A 16,500-nucleotide genomic window follows, 5' to 3' on the forward strand; every position below is an offset into this window, starting at 1 on the left:
CGCCCCATGAGAGAGGCGAACCCGGGACCGGCAGGATTTGGCTCAAGCCCATCCCGCCTCAGGCCGCGCGCGGCGGATGACGCGGCGGGCCGATGACGGGACAGCGATGACGATCGCCGTTCAGTAGCAATATCTGGAATCGACGCGAACGTAATAGCCGTCGGGCCGCTGCATGTAGCAGCCGCGCTGATAGGCGTAATAGCCGGAGCGGCGCCGTTCGCCTTCGGAAGCGATCGCGGCACCGGTGCCGGCCCCGACGACCGCGCCGATCGCGGCTCCGCGTCCGCCGCCGATCGCCCCGCCCAGGATCGCTCCGCCGACGCCGCCGATGATGGCGCCGCCGATGGCATCCTGAGCCGCCGCTTCATGAACAGGTATCGCCATCGCAACCGTCAGACACGCTGCAAATCCAAGACCCCGAAGCATTTCGCTCTCCCCCTGTGGCGCAGCGATACATAGCGCCGGAGGCGGATTCGGGCCAGAAGAATTGCGGACATCCGGCCCCGGTTGCATGGCGCGCTGCCGCCAGATTTCGGGCTGCGGACCGGATCAACAAGCTGCGCCACCCGCAAGTCATGCGCCGGGGGATAACGCCTCAGGAATCGATCCAGCGCTGCACGGCCTCGGCCGTGTCGGCGGGCGTCGTGTTGAAACAGATGGCGGCGTTCGGCGCCAACCGGTGAACGAGATTGAGCACCTTCTCGAACAATTGCAGACGCTCCTTCGGCTCGCGCAGGCCCGGACCAATGACGATGCAGTCGAAGCTGTCGCCGCGCAGCGCCGCCATGACGCCGGTTTCCGCGGTGGCGTCGAGATCGATCAAGCAGCTCGTGACCTCGTAGCCGAGATCATCGAGGCGCAGCAATTGCGCGTCGATATAGGAGCGCACCAGTCCCGGTGTGAGCTGCGGAAACGCGCTGTAGTCCGCGTTGCCGGGTTCGATGCCGATCGCGAGGACACGCTTGGCCATGCCGAACTCCCTGCTGAACCCTCTCCAGCGCTAACCGGCTCGGTCCCTGCCGGTTCCTGCCCCGGGAACGCGTGAGCCGCTCCGGCGGCGCCGGCGCCCGCCGGTCAAACCCGCGACTGCGATGCAGTAGTCGCTTCTGCGCAAGCAAGGTTCAGCCGGAGATTGCGGCCTTTGACCGCAGCCCTTCCGCCGATTTCGCGCCGAGGATGTAAGCCATTTCACATGCACCCGGCTCGCGGCCTGCCACATTCGCGGGACCATGCCGGAGCCGCTGCTACCCACGGTAGAGCGACGCTCGCACCTGATTTTACGAAAACGATAATTTATCAATTCGGAGCGGGAAATGGTGTCATTCGAAAGCCTGAAGAGCGAGTACGACAGGAATTGGGCCAGTCTCCAGATCCGGCCCGGACGCCTCGCCGACGCCAACGCGGTGGCGCGCAAGGCCATCAACGGCAAAGCCACCTACCAGCAGGTCGAGCGGCTGACCGATGTGCCCTGGCATTTCATCGCGCTGTGCCACTATCGCGAATCCAACTTCGATTTCGACACCTATCTCGGCAACGGCGAAGCGCTCAACCGCGCGACGACGCTCGTTCCGAAGGGGCGCGGCCCGTTCGCCTCGTTCGTGGACGGCGCCGTCGACGCGCTGAGGATCGAGGACTTCGTCGGCGCGAAAGACTGGAGTGCCGCGCGCACCCTGTTCCGGCTCGAGGCCTTCAACGGCTTCGGCTACCACGCCAAGGGCGTCAACTCGCCCTATCTCTACGGCGGCTCGACGCTCTACGGCCCACCCGAGGCGAACGCCGGCAAATTCGTCCGCGACCACGTGTTCGACCCCGGCCACGTCGATTCCCAGCTCGGCACCGCGGTGATCCTGCACGCGATGATGTCGCTCGACCCGTCGATCACCCTCGACGACAGCCCGGCTGTCGCGGGCCGCGCGGAGCCCGAGGACGACATGGTGTCGACGATCCTGCTCATGCAGCAGGCGCTCAACCGGCTCGGCGCCAATCCGCAACTCGCCGAGGACGGCATCAGCGGGCCGAGGACGAAGGGCGCGGTCTCGCAGTTTCAGCAGCAGAACGGCCTGAAGGACACGGGCCTGCTCGACGCCGCCACGATCGCCGCCATCACGCGGGCGACGCAGGCGAGCCCCGTCGGCCAGCCCGGCGACCTGTCCCAGGTCATGAAACGGCTGGAGGATCTCGCACAGCTGCTGCGCGGCGGGGCGCTCCAGCCCGGCACGCCGCCAAGCGGCAAGCCCCAGCCGGATCCGACACCGGCCGCCAGCGATCCGATCAGCCTGTTCGAACGGCTCCTTTCCCTCGTCAACAAGACAGCGCCCATGCCCGGAACAGCCACCACCCCGACCAGTCCCGTTCCCGTCGACCAGCTCAAGCAGGTGGTCGATCTCCTCAGCACCCTGCTCAACAAGGACAACAAGCCCGTTCTCGGCCAGGTCAATGGCGCGCTCGGCGAGACCATCGGAAAGCTGCTCGACGGCAAGAAGACCGCGCTCGGCATCGGCGGCTCGCTCATCACGGCGCTGCTCTCCGCGGTGACGGCGAGTCCCAATGCGGGAGGCCTTGCCGGATTGTTCGGAACGATCGCATCCGCGGTGCCGGGGCTCAGCCAGTTCGCGATGCCGATCTCGCTCGCACTCACCGCCTGGGGCGTGCTCGGCAAGCTGGAGAAATGGGCGCAAGGCACCGCGCCGCCGCCCAAGCCGACGTCCTGAGCGCGAACCGCACGAAGCGCGCGGCGCCTACTGACGCAGCATGATCAGGGGATCTGCGGTGTCGGGAACGCGCCGCCACTGCGCGTTGTCGTCGGCCTCGAACTGCCAGGCCTCGCCGGACTTCGACATCAGGATGATCTGACCGCGTTCGAGCCGCCATTGCGTCGGATTGAACTGCGCGATGGCGGCATCGCATTTCGGCTTGAGGAAGACCTGGAAATTGTCCGGACCGGCTTCCGTGTTGGTCAGCGTCAGCCCGCAGATCGGCTGGCCGTTGCCGCGCACCATCGCCCAGTCGCCGATCATCTGGTCCATCGACTTGGCCATCGAGCGGGCGGCGACGAGGTCCTGCAGGATGTAGACGCCCTCGCCCTGCCGCAAGCCTTCGAAGATGCCGGCCTCGACCTCGGTGAAGTCGATCACGGCTTCACCGGCCGCGTCCTGCAGGCGGACGATGTCGAGGCCCTTGACGCTCCAGGCGACGATGTCCTTGGTGAAGGGCAGCGCGGCCTTGCAGGCCGGCTCGAGCTCCAGCTTGAGGCCCTGGGACGCGGCCTCGCCCTTGAGCGTCACCACGCAGGTCTTGCTGCGCTCGGTGGTCGAGAGCTCCCACTGCCCGACCATCTCCTTCCTCAGCGTCGTCGCGTCCTGCGCCCATGCGGCGTTCATCGCGGCAGCACAGGCCGCGACGACAAGGGCAAGGGCGCGAAGGACGGTCATCAGCGCCCCTTCACCGGCGTCTCCGCCACGGGCGTGAGCGGCGCCTTGCCGGCGAACCAGGCCTTGAGATTGTCGACGACGAGCTGGTCCATCGCGTTGCGCGTCACCACCGACGCCGAGCCGATATGCGGCAGCAGCACGACGTTCTGCATGCTCTTGAGCTCGTCCGGCACGCTCGGCTCGGCCGCGAACACGTCGAGGCCGGCGGCGAGAATGGTGCCGGACTTCAGCGCCTGCACCAGCGCCGCCTCGTCGACCACGGAGCCGCGCGCGACGTTGACCAGCACGCCGCGCGGGCCGAGCGCCTTCAGCACCTCGGCGTTGATCATCTTGTTGGTGCTGGCGCCGCCGGGCACGATCACCATCAGCGTGTCCACCGCCTTCGCCATCTCGATCAGGTCGGGGTAGTGCTTGTAGGAGACGTCCTTGGACGGATTGCGCGAATGGTAGACCACCGGCACCAGCGAGGCGTCGAGCCGGCGCGCGATCGCCTGTCCGATCCTGCCCATGCCGACGATGCCGACCTTGCGGTCGCGCAGCGAGCCGACGCTGAGCGGATAGTTCTGCGTCTGCCAGAGCCCGGAGCGCACGTAGCGGTCGGCCTTGATGAACTCGCGCAGCGTCGCGATCAGCAGGCCCATCGCGACGTCGGCGACCTCCTCGGTCAGGACGTCGGGCGTGTTGGTGACGATGATGTTGTGCTCGGCCGCGTATCTGGCGTCGATGTGGTCGTAGCCGACACCGAAGCTCGCCACCATCTCGAGCTTCGGCAGTTGCGACAGCGAATCCTTGTCGGCGCGCACCGTGTGATAGGTCACCGCGGCGCCGCGGATCCTGTCGCGGATCGCCGGCGTCAGCCGCTCGAGGTCGCCGCGCGTCTCCGCCTTGTGCACGATGAAGTGATCGGAAAACCCGTTCTCGAGGATCGGCCGCACCGGCCCATAGATCAGAAGGTCGATCTTTTCGGACGAAATCGAACCGGCAGTCATCAGTTGTCCTTTCCAAGCGCGCTCTCGTGCCAGCGCCGCAGTACCAGGTGCGAAACTAGCGCCAGCAGCCCATAAATGACAATCCCGGCCAGCGACAACAGAAGCAGCGCCGCGAACATGCGGGGAATGTTCAACCGGTAGCCCGACTCGGCGATCCTGTAGGCAAGGCCGGAGCCCGCGCCGGCGGTGCCCGCGGCGATCTCGGCCACCACGGCGCCGATCAGCGACAGGCCGCCGGCGATGCGCAGCCCGCCGAGAATGTAGGGCAGCGCCGCGGGCAGTTTCAGGAAGCGCAGGGTCTGCGGCGGCGAGGCGCCGTAGAGCTGGAACAGGCCGGCGAGATTGCGATCGACCGAATTCAGCCCGAGCGTGGTGTTGGACAGAACCGGGAAGAAGGCGACGATGAAGGCGCAGACGACCACCGCGGTCTGCTGTTCCAGATAGATCAGGAGCAGCGGCGCGATCGCGATCACCGGCGTCACCTGCAGCACCACGGCGTAGGGGAACAGCGAATATTCCACCCATCTCGACTGGTTGAACAACAGGGCCAGCGCGATGCCGCCGATACTGGCCGCGACGAAGCCCTCGAGCGTGGTCAGCAGCGTGGTGGCGAGCGATTCCGACAGCACCGACCAGTCCTTGACCAGCGTCAGGAAGATGACGGAGGGCGCCGGCAGCACGTAAGGCGGGATGTCCTTGACGCGGACGACGAGTTCCCAGGCCGCGAGGCCCGCGGCGAACACGATGACGGGAAGCACGAAGCGCATCGCGCGTTGCGCGCCGGTCGGCCTGGCGGTGACGGCGGATCGCGCGTTCATAGCATCGACTGCCCCGAATAGGACGGCGCGAGCGCGTCCGACACCGTGCGACAGTAATCGGCATAGGCGGCCGACGTGCGGAATTCCTCGCCGCGCGGTTCAGCGGTTTCGATGCGGATGTCGGCCTGGATGCGGCCGGGCCGCGCCGTCATCACCACCACGCGCTGCGACAGGTAGACGGATTCGAACACCGAATGGGTGACGAAGATGACGGTCTTGCCGAGGTTGCGCCAGAGCGCGAGCAGATCGTTGTTGAGGCGGAAGCGCGTGATCTCGTCGAGCGCGGCAAAGGGCTCGTCCATCAGGAGGATGTCGGGATCGGTGACGAGCGCACGCGCCAGCGACACCCGCATCTTCATGCCGCCGGAGAGCTCGCGCGGAAAGGCATCCGCGAAATCGGCGAGCCCGACGCTCGCAAGCGCGCGATCGGCCCGCGCGCGTGCGTCCGCCTTCGCGACGCCCGCGAGCTTCAGCGGCAGCCGCACGTTCTCGCGCACGCTGGTCCAGGGCATCAGGGTCGGCTCCTGGAACACGAAGCCGATGCCGTGGCCCGGCCGCGCCTCGCCCTCATGCCGCGAGACGCTCACCGTGCCGGACGACGGCGCGCCGAGCCCGGCGACCAGACGCAGCGCCGTCGACTTGCCGCAGCCGGACGGGCCGAGCAGCGAAATGAACTCGCCCTTGCGCACGGCGAGATCGATCGGCCCGAGCGCGGCCACACCATTGTCATAGGTCTTCGTCACGCCGCTCAGGCTCACGGCCGGCGCGATCGGATCGGCATCGATGACGGGATCGACCTTCTCTACCATCGACGGCAGGTGCTCTGTCGCGAAGCCGGACACCCACCTCTTCCCACCGGGGGAGAGGTTGAACCTGCGATCACCATCATCGGACCGGGCCTCGGCATCGACTACGGCTTGGCCGGGCGCTGCTCGACGCCGACCCCCTTGTTGACGAAGCGCAGCGTGTAGGACTTGCGGAAGTCGAGATCGGGCTTCACGACGCCGGCCTTCACCATCTTGTTGAAGAAGGACGTGTAACGCTCGTCGCTCATCGCGCCGATGCCGTTCTTCACGCTGTCACCGGAATCGACGATGCCGTATTCCTTCATCTTGGCGACGGAATAGGCGAGAAGCTCGTCGGTCATCTCCGGGTTGAGCTTCTTGATCATGGCATTGCCGGCGGAATTGTCGCCGTAGATGTAGGTGTACCAGCCGATGATGGAGGCATCGACGAAGCGCTGCACGAGATCCTGCTTCTTCTCCACCATGTCGCGGCGGGTCTCGATCAGCGTCGAATAGGTGTTGAAGCCGTAATCGGCGATCAGCAGCACGTTGGGCTTGAAGCCGGCGGCCTTCTCGACCGCATAAGGCTCGGAGGTGACGTAACCCTGCATCGCGCTCTTGGGATTGGCGATGAAGGGCTGCGGATTGAAATTATAGGGACGGACGTTCTTCTCGCTGAAGCCGTATTCGGACTTCAGCCATTGGAAATAGCTGGTCATGCCTTCCTTGGAGACGAACAGCGTCAGCGGCTTCAGGTCTTCGATCTTGGCGACCTTCGCATCCGGCTGCGTCAGCATCACCTGCGGGTCTTTCTGGAACATCGCCGCGATCGTCACCACGGGGACGTTGTTCGCCACGGCATCGAACGACATCAGCGTGTTCGCGGCCATGAAGAAATCGATCTTGCCCGCGATCAGCAGCATCCGGTTGTTCTCGTTCGGCCCGCCGGGAACGATGGTGACGTCGAGCCCGTATTTCTTGTAGGTGCCGTCCGCGACCGCCTGGAAGAAGCCGCCATGCTCGGCCTCGGCGACCCAATTGGTTCCGAACGAGACCTTGTCGAGGGTTTCGGCGCGCGCCGGAGCGGCCGCGACGAAGGCGGCCAGCAGGCTCGCCGTTAACGCTCGCCGCAGATGAGAGGGGCTCATGATGGGACTCCGTCGATCGCTTCTGGCCCATGTGAGGCCAACGCGATAAAACCGCAAGAAGTTCGGGGACGCAGCCGGCCAGGCCCGCGTCCCCTCCACGACCCAAACTACGTGACAAATCCGGGCAATGAAACCTCGATGACGCCTTCCCGCGACTGGACCGACATTCGCTGGGCCGATGCCGATCCTGCGGACGCCTCGCGCTGGATCGCGGTGTTGCCGCTGGCGGCGACCGAGCAGCACGGCCCGCATCTGCCGCTCGAGACCGACGTGCTGATCGCGGATGCCTATCTCGCGCGCGTGCGCGAGCTTCTGCCCGAGACCATCCCCGCCAGCTTTCTTCCGGTGCAGCCGGTCGGGATCTCCACCGAGCATATCGACTATCCGGGTACGCAGACGCTGCCGACCGAGGTGGCATTGAAGCAGTGGACCGCGATCGGCGAGGACGTCGCACGGCGCGGCGCCAGAAAGCTCGTCATCGTCACGAGTCACGGCGGCAACAGCGCGGCCATGATGCTGGTCGCGCAGGATCTGCGCGCGCATCAGAAATTGTTCGTGGTGACGACCTCGTGGTCGCGCCTGTCGGGCGCGGACAAATTGTTTCCGGCCAATGAAGTGCGTCACGGCATCCATGGCGGCGCGGTCGAGACCTCGATCATGCTGGCACGCTATCCTGATCTGGTGCGCAACGATGCCATCGCGGATTTTCCCGCAAGCAGCATCGCGATGGAGAGGGAATTTCGCTGGCTGTCGACGCAGCGGCCCGCGCCGTTCGCCTGGCAGGCCCAGGATCTGAATGCGAGCGGCGCCGTCGGCAATGCCACGCTCGCCGTCGCCGCGAAAGGCGAGCAACTGATCGATCAGGGCGCCCGCGCCTTCTGCGAATTGCTGGCCGAGGTCGATAAATTCGACGTGAACAGGCTCGCCAAAGGACCGCTCGGCTAACCCGCATCCTTTTGTAATCATTGACTAAACAATCGGTTCTCGCGGCTGCTTTCCGCGCATTCGAACCGGTTTCGCCAAGCCTCCGTCCAATGGGGCACGCGGACCACAACGGACCGCCTCAACCCGGATGGAGTTCTTCAATGTCGATCAAGACCAGGATTGCCGCCGTCGCGCTCGCTGCCCTCGCCGTCACCGGCAGCATCGTGTCCACCACCTCACAGGCGCAAGCCAAGCCGCCCGGCTGGGTCTGGGGTGTGGGCGCCGGCATCGCCACCGCCGCCGTCGTCGGCTCCGCGATCGCCGCCAGCAACGACCCCTATTACTACGGCTATCGCCGCTGCGGCTGGGCCGCCCAGTACAACGCCTTCGGCCAGTACATCGGCCGTGTCCGCACCTGCTACTGATTTGAGCATCTGAGGCCGATCTCACGTGGATCCCGCGTCCGGCACGGGCGCCTCATCCACCCCGTGTCGTGCCCCCCGACCCGCCCGGCTGTCCCCCCGGGCGGGTCACCCATTTCCGGAACCCGGTTTGTCCGCCGAGGCCTGGTTGACCGGGAGCGCGCGGTTAACCTATAGGGCCGACCAGCAGTCCCCAGCAGACTCCCGGGGGGCTTGCCCCTGTTCGTTCACCGTCAAACCGGCCGCACCGCATGACCAGAACCGCGAGCACCCCGGTTGCAGCGTCGGCGCCTCACGGGACTTCGGCGCGTGGCGGATTCGTGCCGCGATCCTGGCTGGCGAACCGGCCCGCGATCCTGCCGGCGGCCGCGGTTCTCCTCGCCACCGCCATTTTCGTTCTCGACACGCTGACCGATCTGGAGATCGCGGCCGCCGCGCTCTACGTCGTCGTCATCCTGCTGTCGGTCCGCTTCTGTCAGCGCCGCGGCGTCCTGCTGGTCGGAGGCGTCTGCGTCGGCCTGACCGTGCTCAGCTATCTCGTCACGCCCTCGGGAGTGGCGCATTCAGGTGCGATCAACGCCTTGATCAGTGTCGTTGCCATTTCGGCGACGACCTATCTGGTGCTCAGGATCGAGCAGGCCCAAGCGGCGACCGACGAGGCCCGCGCGCAACTGGCCCATGTCTCGCGAGTCACCACGCTGGGCGAACTCACGGCGTCAATCGCCCATGAGGTCAATCAGCCCCTGACCGCCGTGGTGACCAACGGCAACGCAGGCCTGCGCTGGCTGGCCGCATCGCCTCCCAATCACGACGAGGCCGGTCGCGCGCTCGAGCGAATCGTGAAGGAGGCCAATCGGGCCAGCGACATCGTCGGGCGCATTCGCAACCTGGCGCGGCGCGCGCCCGCCGCGACCGTGCGGTTCGACCTGGCCGACACGATCCTTGCAACCGTTGCACTCGTCCAGAGCCAGGCGCAACGGCATGCGATCGTGCTGCGGACCGAGATCGAGGCGGACCTGCCCGCGATCCGCGGCGATCATGTCCAGGTGCAGCAGGTCATCCTGAACCTGCTCGTCAACGCGATCGAAGCGCTTGCCCATGCGCAGGCCCCGGCGCGCGAAGCGCGAATCGGCGCAAGGTGCATGGAATCCGTCGTCGAGGTCACCATCGCCGACAGCGGCAAGGGATTCGGCGCCGCCGGCGACCGCGTGTTCGACGCCTTCTACAGCACCAAGCCGGATGGCTTGGGGATGGGTCTTGCGATCGCCCGCTCGATCGTCGAGAGCCACGGCGGCACGATCTGGGCCGGCGCCGATCCGCTCGGCGGTGCCTTGGTCGGCTTCTCGCTTCCGCTCCCGTCGGGCGCCGCGGCTTCGCCCGACGACATTGACGCGCGATCGACGTGAGCGCAGCCATGCACGACGATTCCATTGTCTTCGTCATCGACGACGAATCCGCGATCCGCGAGGCGCTCGACAGTCTGTTGCGCGTCACCGGCCTGCGAACCGCATCGTTCGGGTCGGTCGCCGAATTCCTCGACGGCGAGCGCCCCGACGTGCCGGCCTGCCTCCTCCTGGACATTCGCCTGCCCGGCCAGAGCGGGCTCGATTTCCACGGCGAGATGCGCAATCTCGGCCTCGACCTGCCCGTCGTGTTCATGACCGCACATGGCGACGTGCCGATGTCGGTCCGCGCCATGCAGGACGGCGCGATCGACTTCCTGATCAAGCCGTTTCGCGACGAGGATCTGTTGCGGGCGATCCACGCCGGGCTGGCGAAGGATCGTCTGCGGCGCGCCAACGCTGCCGCCGTTGCGACGTTGAAGGAGCGCTACGACGGCCTGACGGAGCGCGAGAGAGAGGTTCTCTGGCTGGTGGTGTCGGGGCAGCTCAACAAGCAGATCGCGGCCAGGCTCGGACTGAGCGAGATCACCGTCAAGGTCCATCGCGGACAGGTGATGCGAAAACTCCAGGCCTCGTCGTTGATCGACCTCGTCAGGAAGACCGACCTGATCTCACACGGCAGCGCCGGCATGACACACTGAAGCCTGCGCATCGCCAAGACCCCGCTCGCGCGCGAGTCGGGCGCAACGTTATACCCGCGTATAATCGCAATATCCGCCGGTTCGGGTAAGGGTCCTCGGAAGATCACGAGGTCCATGCAGGAACGGATCAGGATATGCCGATCAAACCCTCCATCGCGGTGGTGGACGACGACGAGGCCGTGGGCGAGGCCACCGTGGCGCTGCTGCGCTCGCACGGATTCGTCGCCAAGGCATTCGCCTGCGCGGACGACTTCCTCAATTCCAACCGTCTCAGCCTCACGACCTGCCTGATCGCCGACGTGAAGATGAACGAGATCAGCGGCCTCGAACTCTATGGCCGGCTTGCCGCACGCGGCACGCCCATTCCGACCATCCTGATCACCGCATATCCCGACGAGCAGACGCGTGCTCGTGCGTTCAGCGCGGGTGTCACGGGCTATCTGACGAAACCGTTCAGCGAAGGCGAGTTGCTCCACTGCATCGCGCGGACCGCGGGACGCAACGTTCTGTTTTCGCCGCTCGCGCCCCGAGGCCGCCAATGCCGGTAGCCGCTAGGCACGATCATGACAGGCCCATCCATCCTTGTTGCAGCACTGTCACAGAAAGATGCGTACCGTCATCGGAGCAGTCCGGCTCGTTGCAGTTGAGAATAGCTCGCAATAAGGTCGCTGCAAGCGCAGGAAAACCTGCCCGCAGGTGCAAATCCGATCGTGGAAGGCCGGTCGAACCGGGACAGACCGAGTTGGGGGCAGAATCCTGCCATTCCGGCGGTCCCGGACCGAACTTGAAGACATGGACGAGAGCTGGGCGTAAGTTTGGGACCAATTCGACGATGAACCGCTACCGCTCTCTGATTCGTGCCTCCGCCGGCCTCGGGCTCGGCATGCTGACCTTGCCTGGCGCGGGCGTGGCCGCAGACCTGCCGTTGAAGGCGACGGCGGCGAGGAGCGTGTACGACTGGACCGGTTTCTATGTCGGCGGCCATTTCGGCTATGGCGGCGGCAGCTTCGGACCCGGCACCAATCCGCAGCCGGAGCAGGGCGTCGTCTTGCCGCACAGCGTGACCGGTCTCACCGGCGGCTACCAGCTCGGCTACAACCGCCAGCTCGCCAACCGCGTGGTGCTCGGTGTCGAAGCCGACTCAACCTTCACCAGCCCGGTCGACGGTCCGGCGATCGCGCGCGCCCCCGCGCCATACCACTCGACGCTCGACTATGTCGGCACCGTGCGCGGCCGCATCGGCTATGCGTTCGACCGATTCTTGCCTTATGTCACCGGCGGCTTCGCGTGGGGACACACGCGCATCAACATCAACGATGCCGACGGCGTCACCGACCTGTTCCCGGTCGGCCATTACCAGGCCGGATGGACAGCGGGCCTCGGCCTCGAATTCGCGGTCAGCGGCAACTGGAGTGCGAAGGCGGAGTACGACTACGTCGCACTGTCGAGCCATACCTACGATCTCGGCAGCTTCGGCCTGCCCAGCGTCAACGTCGATCCGCGCACGCACCTGTTCAAGCTCGGCCTGAACTATCATTTCGGCGATACGCCGTGGCTGGCTCCCGTCGACGGCAAGACGCTTCTTCCGGAATCGAACAACTGGAATGTCCACGCGCAGACGACATTCCTGCCGCAGGGCTACGGGCCGATCCACTCGCCCTATGCTAGTCCGCAAAGCCTTCCCGGCGGCGGCCAGTTGCAGGCGACCTGGACGACGACGGCATTCTTCGGCGCGCGCCTCTGGGATGGCGGCGAGTTCTACTTCAATCCCGAGCTGGCGCAGGGTTTCGGCCTCAACGGCACGCTGGGTCTCGCCGGCTTCTCCAACGGCGAAGCGCAGAAGGCCGGCGCGGCATTCCCCAAGATCCGCGCGCAGCGCTACTACCTGAAGCAGACGTTCGGCCTCGGCGGCGAGCAGGAGGAAGTCGGCGACGGCCCCAACCAGCTCGAGGGCAAGCGCGATATCGACCGCGTCACGCTGATCGTCGGCCGCTTCGCCATCGGCGACTTCTTCGACGGCAACGCCTACGCCAAGGATCCGCGCGCGGACTTCATGAACTGGGCGATGTGGGCATCGGCCGCGTACGACTTCCCAGCCGACCTGCCCGGTTACACCCGCGGCGCCGTGGTCGAGCTCAATCGCAAGGATTGGGCGATTCGCGCCGGCGTGTTCGAGGTGCCGACCGCGCCCAACAGCGACGTGCTGACCTTCAAGACCGCGGGCTCGGTGGTCGAGTTCGAGGAGCGCCATTCGATCCTCGACCAGCCCGGCAAGCTGCGTATCGGCGCATTCGCCAACAGCGGCAACACCGCGAATTATCGCGAGGTGCTCGACCTCGCCGCCGCGAACCCGGCGCTCGACATCAACGACATCGTCGCCGCGACCCGGCGCGACCGGCTCAAATACGGCTTCTACGTCAACCTCGAACAGCAGCTCGTCAACGACGTCGGGCTGTTCGCCCGCGCGAGCTGGAACGACGGCCAGAACGAGATCCTGTCCTTCACCGACATCGATCGCAGCCTGTCGGGCGGCCTGTCGATCAAGGGCAGCCGCTGGGGACGGCCGGACGACACGATCGGCATCGGCGGCGCCCTCAACGGCCTGTCGGCCACGCATCGCGACTTCCTGGCCGCGGGCGGCACCGGCCTGCTGATCGGCGACGGCCGGCTCAACTATCAGCCCGAGCGTATTCTCGAGGCCTATTACGCTTACACCGTGATCAAGAACGTCGTCCTCACCGCAGACTATCAGTTGGTCGTAAACCCGGCCTATAACGCCGACCGTGGCCCGGTCTCGATCTTCTCGGGCCGCCTGCACGCCGAGTTCTAGCCCAGGGACGGGCCGCATGAAGCCAGGAAATACCCGCACGGCCGCGATCGGCCGCGCGCTGCGCCCCAACGTGTGGGACGTCGTGGCCCTGATCCTCGTGATCGGCGCGATGGTGCTGATCGTCTATGGCGGCCAGCAGACCACCGCGCCGCTGTCCGAGCTCGAACGCACGCCGGTCTCGCTCGATCCGGCGAACCTGCCGCTCTACGCGCTGCGCACCGTGCTGCGCATGCTGCTGGCGATCGTGTGTTCGACGGTGTTCACCTTCATCTACGCCGCGATCGCCGCCAAGAGCCGGCGCGCGGAGATGCTCATGATCCCGGTGCTGGACATCCTGCAGTCCGTGCCGATCCTGGGCTTCCTGACCTTCACCGTCGTCTTCTTCATGAACCTGTTTCCGGGCCAGGTGCTCGGCGCCGAGTTCGCCTCGGTGTTCGCGATCTTCACGAGCCAGGCCTGGAACATGACCTTCAGCATGTACCAGTCGATCCGCAACGTGCCGAAGGACCTCGAGGAAGCCACCCAGAGCTTCCATCTGTCGGGCTGGCAGCGCTTCTGGCGCCTCGACGTGCCGTTCGCGATGCCCGGCCTGATCTGGAACGCGATGATGTCGATGTCGGGCGGCTGGTTCTTCGTGGTCGCCTCGGAAGCGATCACCGTCGGCAACACGACCGTGACGCTGCCGGGCGTGGGCTCCTATGTCGCGCTGGCGATCGAGCAGCGGGATCTGCCGGCGATCTTCTACGCCATCCTCGCGATGCTGTTCGTGATCATCGCCTACGATCAACTGCTGTTCCGTCCCATCGTCGCCTGGGCCGACAAATTCCGCTTCGAGCAGACCGCCTCGGGCGAAGCGCCGGGATCGTGGATGCTCGATCTGTTCCGCCGAACCCGCGCGCTGCGCGCCCTGACGCTTCCGTTCGCGGCGGTGAACCGCACATTCTCGAATTTGCGGATCGCGTTGCCGAAACTGTCGCCCGTGGGGCGCGGCAAGGAGCGGCCGTCGCGCGCCGTCGACGCGCTCTGGATCGCCGTGATCCTTGCCGGCACCGCCTACGCGGCGTGGCTGACCTATCGTTATCTCTCGGTCACGATCGGCCTCGCCGACGTCCTGCTCGTCCTGCGCGATGGACTGATCACCTTGCTCCGCGTCGCGGTGCTGATCAGCCTCGCCACGCTGATCTGGGTACCGGTCGGCGTGTGGATCGGACTTCGCCCGAAGCTGGCCGAGCGGATCCAGCCACTCGCCCAATTCCTCGCGGCGTTTCCGGCCAATCTCGCTTTCCCCGTCTTCGTCGTCGCCATCGTCAGCTTCAGGCTCGATCCGAACATCTGGCTGAGCCCGCTGATGATCCTGGGGACGCAATGGTACATCCTGTTCAACGTGATCGCGGGCGCGAGTGCTTTCCCGACCGATCTGCGCGAAGCGGCCGGCAGCTTCCACCTCAGGGGATGGCGATGGTGGTTCAAGGTGATCCTGCCCGGCATCTTCCCCTATTACGTCACGGGCGCGATCACCGCGTCCGGCGGCTCCTGGAATGCGTCGATCGTCGCGGAAGTCGCGAGCTGGGGCGATACCCATTTGAAGGCGACCGGTCTCGGCGCCTACATCGCCAGCGCCACCGAGGCCGGCGACTTCCCGCGCGTCGTGCTCGGCATCGCCACGATGTGCATCCTGGTGACCCTGTTCAATCGCCTTGTCTGGCGGCCGCTCTACGCGTTCGGCGAGCGCCGCCTGCGGCTCGGCTGAGGAGTCCATCATGCTCGACCACGTCACGCCCTCCACACTGATCGACATCCGCGGCGTCTGCCGCTCCTTTCCGAAGGGCAGCGGCGAGGAATTGCTGGTGCTGGAGAAAGTCGATCTGACGATCCGCTCCGGCGAGATCGTCGGCCTGCTCGGCCGCTCGGGCTCAGGCAAGTCCACATTGCTGCGCATCATCGCCGGGCTGGTCAGCCCGTCGTCGGGACAGGCGACGTGCCGGGGCGAGATGATCGCCGGACCGCCGAACGGCGTCGCCATGGTGTTCCAGTCCTTCGCGCTGTTTCCCTGGCTGACGGTGCTGCAGAACGTCGAGCTCGGGCTGGAGGCGCTCGGCGTCGACGCCGTCGAGCGACGCAAGCGCGCGCTCGCGGCGATCGATCTGATCGGTCTCGACGGATTCGAATCGGCCTTCCCCAAGGAGCTGTCCGGCGGCATGCGCCAGCGCGTCGGCTTCGCCCGTGCGCTGGTCGTTCATCCGGACCTGCTGCTGATGGACGAGCCGTTCTCGGCTCTCGACGTGCTCACCGCCGAGACGCTGCGCACCGACCTGATCGATCTCTGGATGGAAGGCCGGCTGCCGATCAAGTCGATCCTGATGGTGACGCACAACATCGAGGAGGCGGTGCTGATGTGCGATCGCATCCTGGTGTTCTCGTCGAATCCGGGACGCGTCGCGGCGGAGATCAAGGTCGAGCTGAGTCATCCGCGCAACCGACTCGATCCGCATTTCCGCCAGCTCGTCGACAGCATCTATGCCCGCATGACGCAGCGCGCGGAGCCCAAGGCGCCGGCGCTCGAAGGCATTCCCGGCTCCGGCGTCGGCATGACCCTGCACCACGCCTCGTCCAACGTGCTGTCCGGCCTGATCGAAACGCTGGCGGCGGCGCCCTACAACGGGCACGCCGACCTGCCGGTGCTCGCCGGCCAGCTCCAGCTCGAGGCCGACGAGATCTTCCATCTCGGCGAATCGCTGCAGCTCCTGCGCTTTGCCCAGCTCAGCGAAGGCGATCTGATGCTCACCGATGCCGGCAAGCGCTTTGCCCATCTGGAAACCGATGCGCGCAAGAAGCTGTTCGCCGAACATCTCGTCACCTACGTGCCGGTGATGGGATTGATCCGGCGCGTGCTCGACGAACGCCCCTCTCACACCGCGCCCGCGGCACGGTTCCGCAACGAGCTCGAAGACTACATGTCGGAGGACTACGCGGACGAGACGCTCAAGACCGTGGTGTCATGGGGCCGTTATGCCGAGCTTTTCGCCTATGACGAGCAATCGGAGACGTTCAGCCTGGAGAATCCCGGCGAAAGCGGCTGAAATCCCGCCTGCGACAATTTGGTCGGAAC

At 66.0% G+C, this 16,500-nt stretch carries 16 protein-coding genes; 9 read left to right on the plus strand and 7 right to left on the minus strand.

The features are described from left to right. Window positions 1–120 precede the first annotated feature (120 nt). Together QM712_RS18580 and QM712_RS18585 are read right to left on the minus strand one after the other, a co-directional pair. On the minus strand, window positions 121–426 hold the full coding sequence (locus QM712_RS18580) for a YMGG-like glycine zipper-containing protein (protein WP_415024583.1): 306 nt from the start codon (window positions 424–426) through the stop codon (window positions 121–123). A 169-nt stretch (window positions 427–595) separates the two neighbouring features. After that, window positions 596–970 carry a hypothetical protein gene (locus tag QM712_RS18585; RefSeq protein WP_415024584.1) on the minus strand — a complete coding sequence of 125 codons (375 nt, stop codon included), beginning with the start codon at window positions 968–970 and terminating at the stop codon, window positions 596–598. A 343-nt stretch (window positions 971–1,313) separates the two neighbouring features. Here QM712_RS18585 and QM712_RS18590 point away from each other — a divergent pair, with 343 nt between their 5' ends. After that, window positions 1,314–2,711, plus strand: coding sequence for a peptidoglycan-binding protein (locus QM712_RS18590; protein WP_415024585.1), 1,398 nt, complete (start codon window positions 1,314–1,316; stop codon window positions 2,709–2,711). A gap of 27 nt (window positions 2,712–2,738) precedes the next feature. Here the strand turns inward: QM712_RS18590 and QM712_RS18595 are convergent, their stop codons facing one another. The 5 genes from QM712_RS18595 to QM712_RS18615 form a co-directional block, all read right to left on the minus strand. Continuing rightward, window positions 2,739–3,431 (minus strand): AprI/Inh family metalloprotease inhibitor, encoded by a 693-nt coding sequence (locus QM712_RS18595; protein WP_415024586.1) that lies wholly within the window; start codon window positions 3,429–3,431, stop codon window positions 2,739–2,741. Then, complete coding sequence (locus QM712_RS18600; RefSeq protein WP_415024587.1) at window positions 3,431–4,420, minus strand: 2-hydroxyacid dehydrogenase; 990 nt, start codon at window positions 4,418–4,420, stop codon at window positions 3,431–3,433. Before QM712_RS18600 ends, QM712_RS18595 begins: the two co-directional genes overlap by 1 nt. Further along, the gene (locus tag QM712_RS18605; RefSeq protein WP_415024588.1) at window positions 4,420–5,238 is read right to left on the minus strand and encodes an ABC transporter permease; all 819 of its coding nucleotides are present in this window, start codon (window positions 5,236–5,238) and stop codon (window positions 4,420–4,422) included. Before QM712_RS18605 ends, QM712_RS18600 begins: the two co-directional genes overlap by 1 nt. Next, the gene (locus QM712_RS18610; RefSeq protein ID WP_415024607.1) at window positions 5,235–6,047 is read right to left on the minus strand and encodes an ABC transporter ATP-binding protein; all 813 of its coding nucleotides are present in this window, start codon (window positions 6,045–6,047) and stop codon (window positions 5,235–5,237) included. Before QM712_RS18610 ends, QM712_RS18605 begins: the two co-directional genes overlap by 4 nt. A 101-nt stretch (window positions 6,048–6,148) precedes the next feature. Beyond that, complete coding sequence (locus QM712_RS18615) at window positions 6,149–7,171, minus strand: ABC transporter substrate-binding protein (RefSeq protein ID WP_415024589.1); 1,023 nt, start codon at window positions 7,169–7,171, stop codon at window positions 6,149–6,151. Window positions 7,172–7,309: 138 nt separating this feature from the next. Here QM712_RS18615 and QM712_RS18620 point away from each other — a divergent pair, with 138 nt between their 5' ends. The 8 genes from QM712_RS18620 (at window position 7,310) to QM712_RS18655 (ending at window position 16,471) form a co-directional block, all read left to right on the plus strand. Continuing rightward, the gene (locus QM712_RS18620) at window positions 7,310–8,116 is read left to right on the plus strand and encodes a creatininase family protein (protein ID WP_415024590.1); all 807 of its coding nucleotides are present in this window, start codon (window positions 7,310–7,312) and stop codon (window positions 8,114–8,116) included. 140 nt (window positions 8,117–8,256) lie between these two features. Further along, on the plus strand, window positions 8,257–8,520 hold the full coding sequence (locus tag QM712_RS18625; RefSeq protein WP_415024591.1) for a hypothetical protein: 264 nt from the start codon (window positions 8,257–8,259) through the stop codon (window positions 8,518–8,520). 317 nt (window positions 8,521–8,837) lie between these two features. Next, entirely contained in the window at window positions 8,838–9,923 is a 1,086-nt protein-coding gene (locus QM712_RS18630) for a sensor histidine kinase (RefSeq protein WP_415024592.1), read from the plus strand. A gap of 8 nt (window positions 9,924–9,931) precedes the next feature. Beyond that, on the plus strand, window positions 9,932–10,561 hold the full coding sequence (locus QM712_RS18635) for a response regulator transcription factor (RefSeq protein ID WP_415024593.1): 630 nt from the start codon (window positions 9,932–9,934) through the stop codon (window positions 10,559–10,561). Window positions 10,562–10,695: 134 nt separating this feature from the next. After that, complete coding sequence (locus tag QM712_RS18640) at window positions 10,696–11,109, plus strand: response regulator transcription factor (RefSeq protein ID WP_415024594.1); 414 nt, start codon at window positions 10,696–10,698, stop codon at window positions 11,107–11,109. A gap of 284 nt (window positions 11,110–11,393) precedes the next feature. Next, window positions 11,394–13,391 carry a carbohydrate porin gene (locus tag QM712_RS18645; RefSeq protein WP_415024595.1) on the plus strand — a complete coding sequence of 666 codons (1,998 nt, stop codon included), beginning with the start codon at window positions 11,394–11,396 and terminating at the stop codon, window positions 13,389–13,391. 16 nt (window positions 13,392–13,407) lie between these two features. Continuing rightward, the gene (locus QM712_RS18650) at window positions 13,408–15,141 is read left to right on the plus strand and encodes an ABC transporter permease (RefSeq protein ID WP_415024596.1); all 1,734 of its coding nucleotides are present in this window, start codon (window positions 13,408–13,410) and stop codon (window positions 15,139–15,141) included. Between the two features lie 10 nt (window positions 15,142–15,151). Continuing rightward, complete coding sequence (locus QM712_RS18655) at window positions 15,152–16,471, plus strand: AAA-associated domain-containing protein (RefSeq protein WP_415024597.1); 1,320 nt, start codon at window positions 15,152–15,154, stop codon at window positions 16,469–16,471. Window positions 16,472–16,500 lie beyond the last annotated feature (29 nt).

The sequence above is a fragment of the Bradyrhizobium sp. genome, from assembly GCF_047605465.1.
Classification (GTDB): Bacteria; Pseudomonadota; Alphaproteobacteria; order Rhizobiales; family Xanthobacteraceae; genus Bradyrhizobium.